Genomic DNA, 16,801 nt, shown 5'->3' on the forward strand with positions numbered 1-16,801 from the left:
AGAGCAATGATGGATATTGAGCAGATCATCGAGGAACATGGTGATTACTTACTAAAGGTCGCCTATCTATATGTGAAAAATATAACAACGGCGGAGGACATCGTCCAAGATGTGTTCATTGCTTTTTATCAAAAGCAGGAACAATTTCGACAGGAAGCATCATTGCGTACATATTTAGTGAAAATGACGGTCAATCGCAGTCATGATTATTTACGGAGCTGGAAAAGCAAACGGCTGACATTATTTGAAAAGATCACGGGTCGCACAACAACTGTTACACCTGAAAAGGAGATACTTGAAAAATCCGTTAAAAAAGAGCTAACAGAAGCGTTGTTTACCTTATCCGTTTCCTATCGAGAGGTTTTGATATTGTATTATTTTGAGGAGATGTCGACAGTGGAGATCGCACAGCTTGTTAAATGTCCAGAAGCAACGATTCGCACAAGATTACAGCGAGCTCGCAAACAATTGGCAATAGCAATGGGTGACTTTGATTGGGAGGTGCTACACAATGAATCGATTTAAAGAAAATCTATTAAAAGAGCTACAAGATGTCAAGCTTTCAAAGAACCGGAAACAAATAATCGCGGGTCAAGCACAACGAAAAGTTCAACGCAAAGCAGGTGGTCAATGGACATATCGTATTGTGTTAGCGACCTTTACTATTTTCGTCATTGGTTTTAGCTATTTACTAACGCAGCAGAAGGAACAGCATACAACAGGTCATCAGGCAGCGAGATTACAAGAGGATACGTCGAGCTGGTGGTCATTATTTGAATCAGATTATGTAAGAGGCATTCTTTTACTAGGCATATTTATAGGTTCAACCTATATTGTCAAACGTTTTTTAGTGAAAAAAGGCTATGGTTTACCGGTTTGTATTGAATGTGGGGAGAGCTGGTCTGAGAAAGAAGCCCGTAAATTGTACCGCAAAAATAGTGAAATTGTGTGCCCTCATTGTGGACAAAAACAGTATCGTACGAAAAAATCGATACAAATAGGGGGCGTTCTCACGATGCCAATCCCATTATTTATTATGCTGCAGCATGTTTTCCATCATTATTTTATCGGTATTATTTTCTTTTTAGTAGGGATGCTCATTTTTTATCATCAATTAGTGCCCTATGTGTATAAGCTACAAGAAAAAGATCCAATGAATGAACCTCTATGGTAATAATTTTGCAAGGAAATTGCTATGCTTATCTAGCAATTTCTTTTTTTATTCTAAAATAGATTGACAACCGTTTTCATTTGCATTATCTTTGTGTTAACTTATTTTTATAATTAGTTAACGCACAAGGGGAGGCTTTTTACATTGAAAAAAGGAAGTACATATCAATACGTGTTAGCGGCATTTGGTGCAGCCATTATTGCAGTTCTTGCACAGGTGACGATCCCGCTACCACTCATTCCGATTACAGGACAAACGTTAGCGGTTGGCATCGTGGTGACGATATTAGGGACAAGACTTGGGACATTATCTGTGCTGCTTTATATGCTATTAGGAGCAGTAGGGTTACCTGTATTTAGCGGTATGTCAGGTGGGCTGGCAATTTTAGTTGGTCCAACTGGTGGATATATCGTTGGTTTCCTTGCTACAGCGATTATTATGGGCTTATACTTAGATAAATTTGGTATTTCATTCGTACAAGCAATTATTGCAAATATTATTGGGATGTGTGTAACATTGGCATTCGGTACTGTATGGTTAAAAATTGTAGCGGACTATACATGGACAGCAGCCTTTATGGGCGGTGTTGCTCCATTTATCGTAGTAGGAATCGTTAAAGCGGTGCTTGCAGCGTGGATTGGTGTCATTGTTCGCCGCCGCTTAGCAAGTGCACACTTAATTGAAGCAACAGCATAGGACATAGGAGGAATTGTTTTGGCAACATTATGGACAGGTGGAAAGATTTACACGATGGCTCAAGTTGGTGAAACAGTGGAAGCAGTCCTTGAAGAAGATGGAAAAATTGTGGCGACAGGCTCAGTAGAGAGCTTGTCGCCACTAGCTGCTTCTATCCAACATTTACAAGGCAGTGTGATGTACCCAGGCTTTGTTGATAGCCATTTACATATTATCGGTTACGGTGAAAAACTAAAGCATATTGATGTCTCCATGGTGACAAGTAAGGATATGCTACTCGAGAAGCTACAAGAGCGAATGTCCCATGCTTCCGCACAGGAATGGGTCATTGCAATTGGATTAAATGAAAACCAATTTGATGAACCCATTTTTCCGACATTAGCGGAGCTAGATGCACTAGGAGAAGCCCATTTAATTGTAAAACGTAGCTGCCATCATTTAATTTTAGCCAATTCCAAGGCACTTGCATTTGCAGGGATTACTAGCGCTACCCCTTCACCAGAGGGCGGTGTCATTGACAAAGTTGATGGTCAGCTTACTGGTGTGCTAAAGGATGCGGCCTTGTATTTAATTGTTAATCATATGCCCCACATTACACCAGCTTATATTGAGGATGCTCTGGCAAAAGCGATTGCCTCGCTCCAATCCTATGGTTTAGTAGGTGGTCATTCTGAGGACTTAAGCTATTACGGGCCACCAAGTCAGCCGATTCAGGCCTATCGCAAAATAGTGGAGGCACAGCAATCCTTTAAAGTGCATTTACTACAGCATCATACGGTCTTTGAAGAAGTCGTGAAAATGGATCTACTTTCTTCACCATACTTGGAGTTTGGCGCCATGAAAATTTTTATCGATGGAGCCTTTGGAGGTCGCACAGCTGCGCTACGTCAACCATATTGCGATGATCCAAGCAATGCAGGGATGCTGATTCATTCTACGGAGCAATTAACGAAGTATGTTCAATTGGCTCGTCACTACGGACAAACTGTTGCAGTGCATGCCATCGGTGATTTAGCTATAGAGACGATTTTAGCAATCTTTGCAGCAAACCCACCACAAGAAGGTCAGCTTGATCGAGTCATTCATTGTAGTTTAGTGGATGATGACATTTTATCCAAGCTAGCTGACTTACCAGTTGCCGTTGATATGCAGCCGCAGTTTGTGCAAGGGGAATATCAAGCAGAACTGTCTAGACTCGGGACGAAACGAGCGCAGGGCTTACATCCTTTAAAGTCACTGCTTGACCGAGGGCTTATTGTAGCAGGGGGCAGTGACGCGCCGATTGAAGTACCGAATCCGTTAGTCGGAATCTATGCTGCTGTCACAAGGAGAAATGTTGGGGAAACACATGATGGCTATAATTCACAGGAAAAAGTCTCTCGTTTTGAGGCAGTTCGACTCTATACAGTAGGGGCTGCAGAAATTATTGGTCAGCAAAATACTAGGGGCAAAATTGCAGCGGGCTATGCAGCTGACTTTACGATTTTACAAGAGGACCTTTTTCATGTGGAGATCGAGCACCTCCCTCAAATTCAAGTAGCCTGTACGGTTGTGGATGGCAAAATTGTCTATGAAAATCGCTGTAAAGGATAACCTTTGCAGCGATTTTTTGATGTGGCTATTTTCTGTCGGCTAATTGTTTAACTTGTTGTTCTAAGTTTGCGACACGAATTGTTAAGTCCTCTACTTGCTGTTGTGTGGTTGGGGGAGGAGGCACAGGGGTAGTTGATTTCATTTTTTTAATCATATGAATCATCACGAAAAAGATTGCGAGAAACATACATAACAGAACGATCGTACTAATGACATCGCCAAGGTTGAATTTCATGTTTGCGCTCCTTTCTCTAGTGGGTATCTAGTTATATACTGGATAGCCTTCGAAAAAGTTTCAAGAAAATAGAAAAGAACGAGCCATGAAATGGGGTTTCAGATTATTTGTTGCATGATAATCAAGAGAACAACACAATTCTTCTCCTACTTTGGCGCATAGAATACTTGAACAAATAGCTATTTTCCATGCTTTGAGTAATGGGCCATAGCAGTATGAACATACGTTAGTAGAGAGCTATTTTAACAGCATGACAGGGGTGAGTATGTGCACAAGGCAGGACAAGTAATGCGACAGGCTGTCTACAATATTTATGCTTATCGTTTAGATTATGTACAGGTTTTCGCATTGATTAGAATCTTTCAATTTTTATTGATAATCCCTGTTACCTCTATCGTCTTTAAGCTCACGCTACGAGTAACGGGATTTACACATATTACAGAGCAAAATTGGCAAAGTTTTGTGGCGCATCCCTTTGTCATCATGATGATTTGTCTATTAATGTTACTGTTTTTATTATTTGTCTATTATGAAATGGGCTTTTTGTTCTTAATGGCTTTTCATCAGCAAAGAGGAATGCGCTATCGATTTTTTCCTTTATGGCAGCAGTTGAATCGTAAGGTTGTTTATTTTTTTAGTGTCCAAATCTTATTTTTAATCGTCTATCTTGCCCTATTATTGCCACTCGCTTCTTTTATGCTACCACTCACCTTAACCCAATCCATCTCACTTCCACATTTTTTAACCGAAGAAATAATGAGTACTCGAGCAGGTAGACTAGCATATGCTGCAGTGGCAAGCATTTTAGTAATGATCGGTATCCGAAGTATTTTGACCTTACCTATTTTTACAATCCAACCGAACATCTCCATTTTACGCTCATTCAAGCAAAGCTGGCGATTTTCGAAGCGAGGTTTATTTGAATTGTTAGTGTTACTGGCAATGCTTTTAACAGGTCATTTGCTAATGATGCTAGGTATAACGGTCATTAGTACGTTTCCACTTTATATTATAGAACGGTTAATGCCAAGTGCTGCACTCGTTACTGCCGGATTGACACTCGCTTTTCTAGAAATGGTCTTTGTGGTGCTTTTTAGTTTATTACAGGCCATGTTTTCACAAGTCATGGTTGCCATCACCTATAATACGTCTGTGCTAGGCAAATTTAACGTTGCTTCACATAGGAAGCGACGCTATAAACCATTGCTATTCATTAGTTTCATCGTGTTTATCGTATTAAGTATGATGAACATGAATTCTTTAGAGAAAAGTGTTTATGCGCCTGATACCAAAATTATTGCCCATCGAGGCTATGTAGCAGGCAATGTAGAAAATACGATTAGTGGGTTGGTGAGCGCAGCTAATGCAGGGGCTGATTTGATAGAAATTGATATTCAGCAAACCGTCGATGGTGAATTTGTCGTTTTTCATGATCGAACTTTACGACGATTAGCTGGTAAAAACGGCGTGATAGCGAATATGACCTTGAATGAACTAAAATCGTTAACCATTCATCAAAATGGCTTTAGCGATAAAATTTCCTCGCTAGATGATTGTATCGAAATTGCCAAAGCTTTAGATGTGTCGCTATTAATTGAATTAAAGGTCCATGGCAAAGAAACAGAAGATGTTCTTCCTAAATTGGTAGAAAAGCTTCGAAACTATAAGGTGCTTGATTCCTACTATGTGCAATCTGCGGATGGGCAGAAAATGACGCAATTAAAAAACTTAGTACCCAATCTACGTGTCGGCATTGTCTATGCCCTTAATATCGGACCAATGGAAGAAAATGTTGATTTCATCGCATTAGAGGAATCCTGGGTAACCGAGCAGCTCATCGAGGAGTTAAAGCAGCATCCAACCGATTTATTTGTCTGGACCCTCAATGACGATCGTTCACTACAAACCTTTATCGAGAAAAATGTCAGTGGCGTCATCACCGACCACCCCGACGTCGCCCGCGAGCTAAGAACACAGCAAAGCGAACATCAATACTTCCTCCAACGAGTCCTCAATCGCCTCCGCTTTATCTTTTAAGCGGGGCGAATACCTGTGAGCGAAGGTGAATACCCGCGGAAGAGGAGCGAATACTCGCGAAGCAGAGGTGAATACCCGCGGAGCAGAGGTGGATATCCGCAGAAGGAAAGTGAATCCCTGTAGCGAAGGTGAATACCCGCGGAAGGGAAGTGGCTACCCGCGAAGCAGAGGCGAATACCCGCGGAGCAGAAGCGAATACCCACGGAAGGGAAGTGGATACCCGCGAAGCAGAGGCGAATACCCGCGAAGCAGGGGTGAATACCCGCGGAAGGGAAGCGAATACCCGCGGAACAGAGGTGAATACCCGCGGAAGGGAAGCGAATACCCGCGGAAGGGAAGCGAATACCCGCGGAAGGAAGTGAATCCCTGTGAGCGAAGGCGAATACCCACGGAAGGAATGTGAATCCCTGTAGCGAAGGTGAATACCCGCGGGAGAGGAGCGAATACCCGCGAAGCAGAGGTGAATACCCGCGAAGCAGAAGTGAATACCCGCGGAAGAGAAGCGAATCCCCGCGGAAGGGAAGTGGATACCTGTGAGCGAAGGCGAATAGCCGCGAAGCATGAGTGAATACCCGCGAAGCAGAGGCGAATACCCGCGAAAAAGAACTCAATAACAAGAAGACATCTCTCAAAAAATTAGACTTCATAAAAATTTTGGCCAAATTGTAACCTTTTTCATGGAAACACGACTACTTTTATGAATCGTGATATGAAGGAGATGCTTTTTGTATGAAAATGACGAAAGTCGTACCATATGCTATGTCAGCATTATTATTAGGGGGCGCGTTTGGAGCTCCAACTGCATCAGCGAGCGAAGTGGAGGCGGTTGTAACGAACACGGACAATTCGGAGCAACAAGTACAGCCGGTCTTTATTAAAGTGACAGGGACAATTGACAAAGTAGAAGTACGTGAAAATGGCACTTACTATACAGTGATTGATGGTGACAATACTAATATTATGATCGTCAATAAGGATTCACTTGTTTTCGATAATACGGGGAAAGAAGTGAAGCTACAAAAGGGGGATAAAGTGTCGGCGTATTCTTATGCGAAAAAGCCTATGCTAGCTATTTATCCGCCGCAATACAACCCGGAAGTAATTATTGTCGAAACAGAAGAAATGGGTAGCGTGGAAGTTGATTTCTTTAACAAAGATTTAGTTGATACTGAAAACAACTTAAAATTAAATGTTGGGGAAGACATGAAACTAGTGAGTGCTTCCGGTAGAGATGTGAAAATGGATGATTTAAAAGAGCAGCATTTAGTAGTATTCTACACGATTGCCACTATGAGCATTCCTGCTCAAACACCACCTTCAAAAGTGATCGTGTTAGACACAATCGAGAAAGAAGAGCCAGTGGAAGTGGACCCAGAGCCAACACCGGAACCAGCACCAAATAAATCAGCTGTTGAAGACATCATCAATAAGGACTTTTATGAAGTAGAAGGAACGAAAATGGTACCTCTACGATTGATTGCAGAAGAACTTGGTTTTAAAGTAGAAGTAACATCAAAAGGTGCCATCATTTCTAAAGGCGCACTATCTTATACAATTACTCGAGGACAAAAAGAATATGGCTACAATAAAGCACTTCGCAAATTTAAAGTAGCCCCAGCTCTATTAGAATCTGGCAAAACTTATGTACCTGTTGAATTCGTAGAAGAATTAATGAAATAAGCATATCATCCCCCCTTTGTGGTTTTTACCATGAAGGGGGTTTTTGTGAGTGTATTAGATGTAGTTACACCTCAACATTTTATCTTGTTGAGGTGCTTTTTTATCAAAACTTTCTTTTAATGGAAGTTATTTTTCTGTACAATAAATAAGTTAATATGGAAGCAAAAGGAGAATTCTATGAAACAAGCATTGATCATTATCGATATACAAGAGGCTTTCTTTTTAGAAGGACAACCACATCTTTGGAATAATGAAGTCCTTATCAAACATATCAATACACTGATTACATGGGCACGTCATAACGCTGTACCTATAATTTTTATACAGCACACGGATGCCGATAAAGACGATGATTTCGCCTTCGGTCAGCCAGGGTGGGAGCTGTATCATGGACTTTCTAGACAAGCAGAGGATAAAGTGATTCAAAAAACAACGTGGGATGCTTTTTATCAAACTGAGCTCGGCATCTATTTACAGCAACAGTCCATTGAGCAATTGATTTTTGCTGGTGCTCAAACAGAGTTCTGTCTTGATACAACGATCCGCAGTGCATTTAGTCATGGCTATCATCGTAATCTTTTAATAGCGGATGCCCATAGCACTTTAGACGGTTCGGTATTAACAGCGCCACAAATCATCCAGCATCATGAATCCATTTGGCATCATCGCTTTGTAGAAATTCAACCGATTATCGAGTTCCAAAATGCTGATTGATGACAAGGAGTTTCATAGAAAAGAGTTGTCCTATACTATCCGCAGTGCTCGATTTAAAGGATACACAAGCCTTATCTGAGCTACGCTGGCAATTAGACGGTGAAACAGAAAATTTTGACCGAGAACAAGGTGAGGTGTTTATCGATCAGGTTGGCTTTGAGCGGCTCATTAAAGAGGATACAGAAAGTCCCAAAAATCTATGCTTAGTAGCGATCGTTGGTGACCGAATTGTAGGGTTCTCCAGATGTCAGGGCTCTAGTCTAAAGAGACTTGCTCATAAAGTAACATTTGGGGTAGGAGTCAGTAAGGTATTTTGGGGCTATGGCATTGGAAAAGCCCTGCTTCAAGTATCCATTGATTGGGCAGATGCCAATGGAATAAAGAAGATGGCACCTGAGGTGTTAGAAACAAATAACAAAGCCATTCAGCTCTATCAACAAGTAGGCTTTTCAGTGGAAGGTATTTTGAACAATGAGAAGTGTCTTGCTGATGATCAGTACTATCACACGATCATGATGGGAAGATGGCAACTGTAACGAAGAAGGAAACATGTATGACGAATTTTATGTATATTTTTTGTTTAATTGTCTGGGGACTGAATTTTATTGCAGTCAAAATTCAAGGAACGCCAGTCAGTTTAGAATTATCTTTAACGTATCGTTTAGTGATAACAGCACTGTTATTTTTAATGCTTGCTTGGTTCATGAAACCACAGGGTAAGCCTCAACAGCAAGATATCCCTTATATCATCGTTTTTGGTGTTTGTAATTTTGCATTTAGTTATTTAGCACTTTACTATGCTACAATGTGGAGCTCAGCTGCAATCGTAACGTTAATATTTTCATTAAAAGTCATCTTAACGCCCATTGCCCTACGGATTTTTCTGAAAGAACCATTACATCGACGTGTTTTAATTGGTGGTATTTTAGGGGTCATGGGTGTTGGGGTTTTAATCTATCCAACTCTACATAGTTTTTCAGGCTTGGCAGATTTAAAAGGTGTCCTGATTGCTTTATTAGGTACGGTACTGACAGCTATTGGGGATGCTAGCTCTGCAAGAAATGCTAAGCAGCATATAAACCCTATTTACGCCAATGCCATTGGTTTCGCTGTTGGAAGTGCCGTGATGTGTGGCATTGTCTGGATGCAGGGGCAAACCATCATGATACCAACATCCATCACCTATTTATCGGCTCTACTGTATTTAACCATCATCGCATCCTTTCTGGCCTGGTTATTTTATTTAAAACTGGTGGAAAGAATTGGCGGGGCAAAGAGTGGCTATATGGTTGCTTTATTTCCCGTGATTGGCGGTATTGCCTCTGTGGTCATTGGGGAATCAACGGTTAGTATGTATTTAGTGATAGGCTGTCTCTCTAGCTGTATCGGTGCTGCGATTGCCTTAGGTTTTAAATTAAAACCAATCTTACGATGAACGAAAACCCATCATCTTTCATAAACTAGATAAGAACGTGTGAAAAGGGTGAGGGACAATATGTCATTCGTTCAATCGAGTGCATTAGCAAGAAACAGAGAAAAAGATGAGGACCATTGGGACATTGATCGTTGGGAAAATGACGGTGGAAGAAGTCTAGAGGCATAAGGGAGGCAAAAATTTGTCTCCCTTCAAAAATAATGAAACCTTTTTTTATGTTGGTCGTATGATAAATAGACAAGTTTTATTTAAAAAAGGGAGAAATGATTTTTTGAACTATTGAACAAAACGATTGCTATTCATTATTTACTTGATTGTTATTGCGGACGCGTATTACACAACGCTCTATATTGAACCAAAAAATCCGCCGCAATACCAAACGATTAAAGCATCAGCCATTACAGTGGACCAACTGCGGTAGCAAGCCTTATAAAAGGAAGCGGACAACCCGTCGCTTGAAGCCCCGTTCCATTCCGCATTTTTTGCTGAAGGTGTTCAATGAAATGGTGAAGCCAGCAAGTGAAGTAGACATTTTATTACATATGCGTCTCTTTTTACGCTATCAACAGCTTTCGTTGCTGACGCCCTGTACATTTACAGGGTGTTTTTTTATTTAGGAGGACCAAGAAAATGAGCATGGTAACCTATATAGGACTCAATTTTCCAGTTGAAATAAATGACGACTATACAGAAGAAGACGTTAACATTACTTATGTTTTCTCTGAAAGTGAAGATCGCCAAATAGTAAAGAATCAACATTTTACAACACTATTTGTCTATGAACTGGAAACAAAAGGAGATCACATTTGGGACATGCATAATGATAAGAAAATCCTTTCCCCTCATAACTTTCCAAAAGGCGATTATTGCGAAATCTATATTTGCTGGAATGGGGAAGAAGCGGAGGATAGTAAGAAAAAATTAGATCTTAAGTTAGCGCAACTTCCTGTGGAACAGGTTGAAATATATGAGAAGTGTTTGATCACATTGAAAAACTAAGGCCTAATGAAAGTAAAAGATTGTTAGGTAGCTGATTTCTAATGGAGTTTTACATTCATTTCAGAGGTTATTTTTATTCTTGGAGATTCTAATATTTTTATCAAAAATGGTTTTTATGGTAAAATATATAAAATATTTTTGATTATAGGGGTCATATAAATGAAGCAAATAAAATTAGTTTTTACGGGTCTATTGCTTAGTGGCTTATTAATGGGGTGTACGGAAGAAGAAAAGAAAGTTGAGCAAGTAAAAGCAGAAGAAGCTGAAAATGAAGTTGTAACAATTGAGACTAAAACTGAAGTCAACTCCTCAAAGGTTTGGAAGGACGTTTCAAAACCCGATGGATTTAACGATTATGGAATCGAACCAACATTGAAGGCATGGATTGCCTATCATGCCGAAGATATTACTAAAACAACCGATGTGAACGAATATTATTCAAGGGCAAATCGTCTTACTAAGGAATTGTCATATTTTCGAGTACAAGGGGAAGATCTTGAAAAGGATTTTGAAAATTTAAATGTACTTCAAACTTTCATGGGCCATCTTGATTATGTGATATCGGTAGAAGAAGAGCAAGGAATTGACACGGCTGAAGCATATGAAGAATTAAAAGTCAGTTTCAAGTATTTCACTGAATTACTTCAAGACCTCAATAGTATTATAAATGACAATAGCCAAGGTGAAATATTCGGGCTCACACACCAATTAGACGGAAATAGGGTTGACGAACTCGAAAAGTTCCTTTATTCAGAGGCAGTAGAAATTGGAAAGTAAATATTACGAATAAGAATAAACAGTAATCATTGTTTAAAGGAAAGTTAGGCATATTAAAGCTCTACTATCTGAGTTCACTGGACTCAGATATTTTAATTTTGGAGATTCTAGCCTTGTTATGAATGGAGGTGTCTAAGCAGTAATTCCTCACTATGCGCATTCAAACGTTAATATAAAACAATTAATTAAATTTACCGTAATCTTCCTGTCTATCCTTTATAGGATGGATATTTTTTTCGGTCGTATTTGGCAAATATTATAAAATCATCTAGTACCTATTTTTCTAGTTTAGCTACTTTCATAATAGGAGGGGTTATATAGACAATTGGCTTAAATGCTAGGTAGATGAATACAGATTGATAGAAAAATTTATGATTAAAAGGCGCTAGTCCTTCAATTTCCCAGTCAAGTCGCTTCCTTAAGAATATATTATTACTAGAAAATAAAAAGGAGGTGAATAGATTGGAACAGCATAATCATGCTCATCAACAAAAACAAACAGAAAAATTTTGTGGTTGTGTAGGTCCGATAAAATGTCAAGAACTTGCAAATATTATTGGTGGGGTAGTTATAACTGCAACACCAGTTTGTGTTGTTCAGCGCCTTCGTGACATTAAAGCTACTATTCTTGGACGAACTACTCGATCTCCACTTGCCCTACCATTTGCACTTTCGTTTGAAGGAATTGGCGCTAACACACTAAACCTTGGTGAATCGGTAGTGCTTCAAGAGGAAATTAATCCATTTTTAACAGAACTTCGTAAGAGAGGACTTACTGTTACGGCGGTGCACAACCATTGGCTATTCGATAATCCTAGATTAATGTATATGCATTGGGAGAATGTCGGGAATCCAACCCAATTTGCAAAAAATAGTTTCGATGCAGCAGTTGCAGCAGGCTTGTTCAAAAAAGGTAAGTAAAGATAATCATATAACGTGATTTAAATAGGAGCCATCTATTGTTGCAATCGTCTCAGATGGCTAATTCAAAGATGAATCATCATGAAAATGCACAGAACGAGGCACAACGAACAAACTGTGGCTTTTTATTCTCTTTCATGATTACTTCTATCCCATTTGTCCCATGATAGGGATAGATGGGGGGTGTTGGTTAATGGATTATGAATATACGGTGAAATTTTACTTTGGCGAAAGTCGAGAAGAGGAATATAAAATCAAGACGAATATTGGACAAGAATCATTTGCCGAAGAAATTACTAATGGGTTCAATGAGAAGTCATGGTATTCATTTACTGAAACGGAACATTATCAGACGATATTACTCAATACGAAAGATGTTTATAAGGTATCGGTAGTGCAAAAAACTGTGGAATTTGATTAAAATGGATATGTAAAGTTTCATCTAATTTAGTGAACCCCAAAGGTTAGAATTTCGATCTAACATTTGGGGTTCTGTGTATTTAAGCAACTTTTATCCAAGGTAGACTGCAATAAGTGCACAAGAAATTTTTGAAGAAGAAAAATACTTGGAACACTATAAATAAGGAATGATAATTGAAGTTTGTATGTTAAATGGAAAAAGACCACTCCATGAGGTGCAGGACCTGATGGGTGGTCTATATTTTTAGAGGGATTTAATTCTACTGATTGTTTTTATTTCACATTTGGATAAATCATTGTTGCTGGGTCTACATATTCATCGAATTGTTCTTCTGTTAGTAGACCACTGGCGATGGCTGCTTCTTTTAAGGTTGTGCCTTCTTTGTGAGCTTTTTTCGCTATTTTTGCTGCGTTTTCGTAACCGATATATGGATTTAATGCCGTTACAAGCATTAAAGAATTTCTTAAATTATGATCGAGCACTTCTTTATTCGGTTCAATCCCTACAGCACAATGGTCGTTAAATGATTGCATTGTATCAGCTAATAGGCGAGTTGATTGTAAGAAGTTATAAATGATTACTGGTTTAAAGACGTTCAGCTCAAAGTTACCTTGGGAAGCGGCGAACGCAATGGTTGCATCATTTCCAACTACTTGAGTGACAACCATTGTCATAGCTTCACTTTGTGTAGGGTTTACTTTACCAGGCATAATCGATGAGCCTGGCTCATTTTCTGGGATGGTAATTTCGCCAATACCAGAACGAGGGCCACTAGCAAGCCAGCGAACGTCATTGGCAATTTTCATTAAATCGGCCGCTAATGCTTTTAGTGCACCGTGTGCGACAACGGCTTCATCATGACTTGTTAAAGCGTGGAATTTATTCGCTGCTGAAGTGAATTGTTTACCTGTTAGTTCACTTATTTCCGCAGCAACACGATCACCAAATTCAGGGTGAGCGTTAATACCAGTACCTACCGCTGTTCCACCAATCGCAAGTTCCTTCATATAATCAATATTTTGGATAATCATCCGCTCCGATTTTGCCAGCATAGCTGCCCAGCCGCTAATTTCTTGACCTAATGTTAGAGGTGTTGCATCCTGTAAATGTGTACGTCCAATTTTTATAATATCTTTAAATTGAGCTGCTTTATCTTCTAGTGTTGACTTTAATAGTCGTAGACGTGGTAATAAATAATCTTCCACTTTTAACACAGCTGCAATATGCAATGCCGTTGGGAAGGTATCATTCGAGCTTTGTGATTTATTGACATCATCATTCGGATGAATGCGATCAGTCTCACTAGCATCCTGTAATAGTTGGTTCGCGCGGTGAGCAATTACTTCGTTAACGTTCATGTTTGATTGTGTACCACTACCTGTTTGCCATACAACGAGTGGGAATTGATCGTCCCATTGCCCATTTAAAATTTCATCAGCTGCCTGTACAATCACATTCGTCTTAAGATCAGAAAGCTTGCCTAGTTTGTTGTTGGCAATTGCTGCACTTTTTTTTAAGATAGCCATGGCCTGCACAAGCTCAATTGGCATTTGCTCCGTACCAATTTGGAAATTCTCTTTACTGCGCTGTGTTTGCGCACCCCAAATTTTATCAGCAGGTACTTTAATTTCACCCATAGTGTCTTTTTCAATACGGTAATCCATGTCAAAACAGCTCCTTTATTATGTAAATTTCTCCATTTATATAGATAAAAACGGATACTCTTAGTCTGATGTAAGAATATCCGTTTGATACATGCTTATTCAAAAAAGAGGGGGATTCTGAATAAAGCAATTTGGAGAAAGAAATAATCTAGTGATAATGATAATTGTTATCAATTAAAAAGTCAATATTTTTGCTTAAGGAATTTTAAAGGTGAGAATCATTCGCAATCGTATTATTGATATTCCCGATTGTAAAGGAAATAAACCTATTGTGAAGTATTATCTCTTTTTCTTTCCAAGTTCTTTAACAGGTTGCTTTTTAGGAATTTTTTCGAAAATAATCTTCACATGAAAATTGTTATCATCAACCTGAAGCACCTCAACTACCTTTGCCTTGCGCCCTTTAATCCGAATATCCTCTTCCGCAGCAGGGAGTTTGACGAGCAACTGACTTAAAACGGACGTCTTGTTTTCATAAAAATGAGTCACAAACATCACGATTCTCCTTCTAACATTTGATTGTTACTCACTTTATGAACGACGGAGTCGATATAGAACTTTTGTTAAGGTGGTCAAATGAATCACCGCTGGAATAGCGGCCAGGTTGATCATAAGCTGAGGGAATCCGTTTGCAATGGCGGCCACGGAGATCAAAAAGTGAGGGAACCCGCTCGAACAGGAGGTCAAAGTGATCCTAAAGTGAAGGTAACCGCTCGCAATGGAAGCCAAGGTGATCATAAACAGAGGGAACCCGCTCTAACAGAAGGTTGAAGTGATCCTAAAGTGAGGGAACCCGCTCGAACAGGAGGTCAAGGGTGATCATAAAGAGAGGGACCCCACTCGAACAGGAGGTCAAAGTGCTCCTAAAGTGAAGGTAACCGCTCGAACAGGAGGCCAAGGTGCTCATAAAATGAGAGAACCTGCTCGAACAGGAGGCCAAGGTGATCCTAAAGTGAAGGTAACCGCTCGAACAGAAGGCCAAGGTGATCACAAAGTGAAGGTAACCGCTCGAACAGAAGGCCAAGGTGATCACAAAGTGAAGGTAACCGCTCGAACAGGAGGCCAAGGTGATCCTAAAGTGAGAGAACCCGCTCGAAAAGGAGGTTGAAGTGCTCCTAAAGTGAAGGCAACCGTTCGAACAGGGAGTCAAGGTGATCCTAAAGTAAAGGAACCCGCTCGAAAAGGAGGTTGAAGTGCTCCTAAAGTGAAGGTAACCGCTCGAACAGGAGGTCAAGGTGCTCATAAAGTGAGAGAACCCGCTCGAACAGGAGGCCAAGGTGCTCCTAAAGTGAAGGTAACCGCTCGAACAGGAGGCCAAGGTGATCCTAAAGTGAAGGTAACCGCTCGAACAGAAGGTTGAAGTGCTCCTAAAGTGAAGGTAACCGCTCGAACAGAAGGCCAAGGTGATCACAAAGTGAAGGAATCCGCTCGAAAAGTAGGTCAAGGTGCTCATAAAGTGAGGGAACCCGCTCGAACAGGAGGTCAAAGTGATCCTAAAGTGAAGGTAACCGCTCGAACAGGAGGCCAAAGTGATCATAAAGTGAGAGAACCCGCTCGAACAGGAGGTCAAGGTAATCCTAAAGCGAAGGTAACCGCTCGAACAGGAGGCCAAGGTGATCATAGCATGAGAGTCCTTACTCAAATGCACTCATGGGACAATTTTAGAAAACTCCATTTAATATAAAAATTTATAGATAAAACAAAAGACAACTACTTATGAGGTAAACAAGATGTCAAATATATTTGACACCTTGTTTGTCTTATTTTATGATCAAGATGTAAAAGATCTTTTACACCCCGAACTGGAGTGATTGTTAAATTGGAAAATAAAATAAAGATATATAGAGAAGAAAAAAGTCTTTCACAGGGCAAACTAGCGGATCTTTGTAACGTCACAAGGCAGACAATCAATGCCATTGAAAATAATAAATATGACCCGAGTTTAGAGTTAGCTTTTACATTGTCATATATATTAGATGCTTCTATTGAGGAATTGTTTATATTTACATACGAAAGGAATGAGAAAAAGTGACGACTATTAAAAAGGTAAGTTTAATTGGTTCTTTAGTTATTATTACTTCGGTTGGGGGATACGGGGGATATCAATGGATCAACGAAAAAATCATTAATCCCACAACCATTATATTTGTATTTTTAGGAATTGGTCTCTTATTCCAATCTATTACTTGGGGAGATATGAATGGAAAACAAGAAAGGAAAAAAGATGAGTTAGAAAAACATATCACACTAGTTAGTTCAAAAATAAGTTATTACCTTCTACTGTTATTAATGATTATTGTTTTAGTGATTTCAGAAAGAGTAACTGCAATGAATGACATAAAAAATATCCCACTAGTCGTTGTAATAGCTCTTGCTTGGATAACGATGCCAATTACTGAGTATGTTGTTTCAAAAAAATATAGTTAACCGAGTTAAATATTTTGGACATCATGATTTC

Annotated in this window: 21 protein-coding genes and 1 pseudogene; 19 read left to right on the forward strand and 3 right to left on the reverse strand. The window is 39.7% G+C overall.

From position 1 onward, the window contains the following. The first annotated feature begins 6 nt into the window (after positions 1-6). The 4 genes from MKY49_RS08775 (at position 7) to MKY49_RS08790 (ending at position 3,460) form a co-directional block, all read left to right on the forward strand. Positions 7-525 carry a sigma-70 family RNA polymerase sigma factor gene (locus tag MKY49_RS08775; RefSeq protein ID WP_312507064.1) on the forward strand — a complete coding sequence of 173 codons (519 nt, stop codon included), beginning with the start codon at positions 7-9 and terminating at the stop codon, positions 523-525. Further along, on the forward strand, positions 512-1,174 hold the full coding sequence (locus MKY49_RS08780) for a TIGR04104 family putative zinc finger protein (RefSeq protein ID WP_341385991.1): 663 nt from the start codon (positions 512-514) through the stop codon (positions 1,172-1,174). The genes MKY49_RS08775 and MKY49_RS08780 overlap by 14 nt, the downstream gene beginning before the upstream one ends. A 141-nt stretch (positions 1,175-1,315) precedes the next feature. Continuing rightward, positions 1,316-1,867, forward strand: coding sequence for a biotin transporter BioY (locus tag MKY49_RS08785; protein WP_274796754.1), 552 nt, complete (start codon positions 1,316-1,318; stop codon positions 1,865-1,867). 18 nt (positions 1,868-1,885) lie between these two features. Continuing rightward, the gene (locus MKY49_RS08790; RefSeq protein ID WP_341385992.1) at positions 1,886-3,460 is read left to right on the forward strand and encodes an amidohydrolase; all 1,575 of its coding nucleotides are present in this window, start codon (positions 1,886-1,888) and stop codon (positions 3,458-3,460) included. Between the two features lie 25 nt (positions 3,461-3,485). Here the strand turns inward: MKY49_RS08790 and MKY49_RS08795 are convergent, their stop codons facing one another. Continuing rightward, positions 3,486-3,695, reverse strand: coding sequence for a hypothetical protein (locus tag MKY49_RS08795; RefSeq protein ID WP_274796756.1), 210 nt, complete (start codon positions 3,693-3,695; stop codon positions 3,486-3,488). A 267-nt stretch (positions 3,696-3,962) separates the two neighbouring features. Between MKY49_RS08795 and MKY49_RS08800 the strand changes: the two genes are divergently transcribed. The 10 genes and pseudogenes from MKY49_RS08800 to MKY49_RS08845 all read left to right on the forward strand — a co-directional run bounded on the left by MKY49_RS08800 (position 3,963) and on the right by MKY49_RS08845 (position 12,679). Continuing rightward, entirely contained in the window at positions 3,963-5,732 is a 1,770-nt protein-coding gene (locus tag MKY49_RS08800) for a glycerophosphodiester phosphodiesterase (protein ID WP_341385994.1), read from the forward strand. A gap of 729 nt (positions 5,733-6,461) precedes the next feature. Beyond that, positions 6,462-7,412, forward strand: coding sequence for a copper amine oxidase N-terminal domain-containing protein (locus MKY49_RS08805; RefSeq protein WP_341385995.1), 951 nt, complete (start codon positions 6,462-6,464; stop codon positions 7,410-7,412). A gap of 177 nt (positions 7,413-7,589) precedes the next feature. Then, positions 7,590-8,126 (forward strand): isochorismatase family protein, encoded by a 537-nt coding sequence (locus MKY49_RS08810; RefSeq protein ID WP_341385996.1) that lies wholly within the window; start codon positions 7,590-7,592, stop codon positions 8,124-8,126. Then, positions 8,116-8,662: pseudogene (locus tag MKY49_RS08815) on the forward strand (GNAT family N-acetyltransferase). The gene MKY49_RS08810 and the pseudogene MKY49_RS08815 overlap by 11 nt, the downstream one beginning before the upstream one ends. Before the next feature lie 17 nt (positions 8,663-8,679). After that, positions 8,680-9,561 carry a DMT family transporter gene (locus tag MKY49_RS08820; RefSeq protein WP_274796760.1) on the forward strand — a complete coding sequence of 294 codons (882 nt, stop codon included), beginning with the start codon at positions 8,680-8,682 and terminating at the stop codon, positions 9,559-9,561. Positions 9,562-10,191: 630 nt separating this feature from the next. Then, positions 10,192-10,560, forward strand: coding sequence for a hypothetical protein (locus tag MKY49_RS08825; protein WP_341385997.1), 369 nt, complete (start codon positions 10,192-10,194; stop codon positions 10,558-10,560). 159 nt (positions 10,561-10,719) lie between these two features. Next, complete coding sequence (locus MKY49_RS08830; RefSeq protein ID WP_341385998.1) at positions 10,720-11,337, forward strand: hypothetical protein; 618 nt, start codon at positions 10,720-10,722, stop codon at positions 11,335-11,337. A 528-nt stretch (positions 11,338-11,865) separates the two neighbouring features. Beyond that, complete coding sequence (locus MKY49_RS08835; RefSeq protein ID WP_274797301.1) at positions 11,866-12,258, forward strand: DUF1259 domain-containing protein; 393 nt, start codon at positions 11,866-11,868, stop codon at positions 12,256-12,258. A 38-nt stretch (positions 12,259-12,296) separates the two neighbouring features. Next, a complete protein-coding gene (locus tag MKY49_RS08840) occupies positions 12,297-12,425 on the forward strand; it encodes a hypothetical protein (protein ID WP_322611734.1) in 129 nt (42 codons plus the stop codon). Positions 12,426-12,451: 26 nt separating this feature from the next. Beyond that, positions 12,452-12,679 (forward strand): hypothetical protein, encoded by a 228-nt coding sequence (locus tag MKY49_RS08845; protein ID WP_322611733.1) that lies wholly within the window; start codon positions 12,452-12,454, stop codon positions 12,677-12,679. A 272-nt stretch (positions 12,680-12,951) separates the two neighbouring features. On the opposite strand, the gene fumC is transcribed toward MKY49_RS08845, so the two are convergent. Together fumC and MKY49_RS08855 are read right to left on the reverse strand one after the other, a co-directional pair. After that, complete coding sequence (gene fumC / locus MKY49_RS08850; protein WP_322611732.1) at positions 12,952-14,343, reverse strand: class II fumarate hydratase; 1,392 nt, start codon at positions 14,341-14,343, stop codon at positions 12,952-12,954. A 279-nt stretch (positions 14,344-14,622) separates the two neighbouring features. Beyond that, a complete protein-coding gene (locus MKY49_RS08855) occupies positions 14,623-14,838 on the reverse strand; it encodes a hypothetical protein (protein WP_274796765.1) in 216 nt (71 codons plus the stop codon). A gap of 373 nt (positions 14,839-15,211) precedes the next feature. Between MKY49_RS08855 and MKY49_RS08860 the strand changes: the two genes are divergently transcribed. From MKY49_RS08860 to MKY49_RS08880, 5 genes are all read left to right on the forward strand, one after another. Next, positions 15,212-15,451, forward strand: coding sequence for a hypothetical protein (locus MKY49_RS08860; protein ID WP_341385999.1), 240 nt, complete (start codon positions 15,212-15,214; stop codon positions 15,449-15,451). A gap of 96 nt (positions 15,452-15,547) precedes the next feature. Beyond that, entirely contained in the window at positions 15,548-15,703 is a 156-nt protein-coding gene (locus tag MKY49_RS08865; RefSeq protein ID WP_341386000.1) for a hypothetical protein, read from the forward strand. A 12-nt stretch (positions 15,704-15,715) separates the two neighbouring features. Further along, positions 15,716-16,027, forward strand: coding sequence for a hypothetical protein (locus tag MKY49_RS08870; RefSeq protein WP_341386001.1), 312 nt, complete (start codon positions 15,716-15,718; stop codon positions 16,025-16,027). Between the two features lie 135 nt (positions 16,028-16,162). Continuing rightward, positions 16,163-16,375, forward strand: a complete 213-nt coding sequence (locus MKY49_RS08875) for a helix-turn-helix transcriptional regulator (protein ID WP_341386002.1) — start codon at positions 16,163-16,165, stop codon at positions 16,373-16,375. Beyond that, positions 16,372-16,770: a hypothetical protein gene (locus MKY49_RS08880; RefSeq protein WP_341386003.1), complete on the forward strand. Its 399-nt coding sequence runs from the start codon at positions 16,372-16,374 to the stop codon at positions 16,768-16,770. The genes MKY49_RS08875 and MKY49_RS08880 overlap by 4 nt, the downstream gene beginning before the upstream one ends. The last annotated feature ends 31 nt before the right edge of the window (positions 16,771-16,801 follow it).

The organism is Lysinibacillus sp. FSL M8-0134 (assembly GCF_038069745.1).
Classification (GTDB): domain Bacteria; phylum Bacillota; class Bacilli; order Bacillales_A; family Planococcaceae; genus Lysinibacillus; species Lysinibacillus irui.

What these genes read in the sequence shown, in the direction of transcription:
- MKY49_RS08775 (WP_312507064.1), top strand. Translation starts at nt 7, where the DNA reads ATGATGGATATTGAGCAGATCATCGAGGAACATGGTGATTACTTACTA.
- MKY49_RS08780 (WP_341385991.1), top strand. Translation starts at nt 512, where the DNA reads ATGAATCGATTTAAAGAAAATCTATTAAAAGAGCTACAAGATGTCAAG.
- MKY49_RS08795 (WP_274796756.1), bottom strand. Translation starts at nt 3,695, where the DNA reads ATGAAATTCAACCTTGGCGATGTCATTAGTACGATCGTTCTGTTATGT.
- MKY49_RS08805 (WP_341385995.1), top strand. Translation starts at nt 6,462, where the DNA reads ATGAAAATGACGAAAGTCGTACCATATGCTATGTCAGCATTATTATTA.
- MKY49_RS08810 (WP_341385996.1), top strand. Translation starts at nt 7,590, where the DNA reads ATGAAACAAGCATTGATCATTATCGATATACAAGAGGCTTTCTTTTTA.
- MKY49_RS08820 (WP_274796760.1), top strand. Translation starts at nt 8,680, where the DNA reads ATGACGAATTTTATGTATATTTTTTGTTTAATTGTCTGGGGACTGAAT.
- MKY49_RS08825 (WP_341385997.1), top strand. Translation starts at nt 10,192, where the DNA reads ATGAGCATGGTAACCTATATAGGACTCAATTTTCCAGTTGAAATAAAT.
- MKY49_RS08830 (WP_341385998.1), top strand. Translation starts at nt 10,720, where the DNA reads ATGAAGCAAATAAAATTAGTTTTTACGGGTCTATTGCTTAGTGGCTTA.
- MKY49_RS08845 (WP_322611733.1), top strand. Translation starts at nt 12,452, where the DNA reads ATGGATTATGAATATACGGTGAAATTTTACTTTGGCGAAAGTCGAGAA.
- fumC (WP_322611732.1), bottom strand. Translation starts at nt 14,343, where the DNA reads ATGGATTACCGTATTGAAAAAGACACTATGGGTGAAATTAAAGTACCT.
- MKY49_RS08855 (WP_274796765.1), bottom strand. Translation starts at nt 14,838, where the DNA reads ATGTTTGTGACTCATTTTTATGAAAACAAGACGTCCGTTTTAAGTCAG.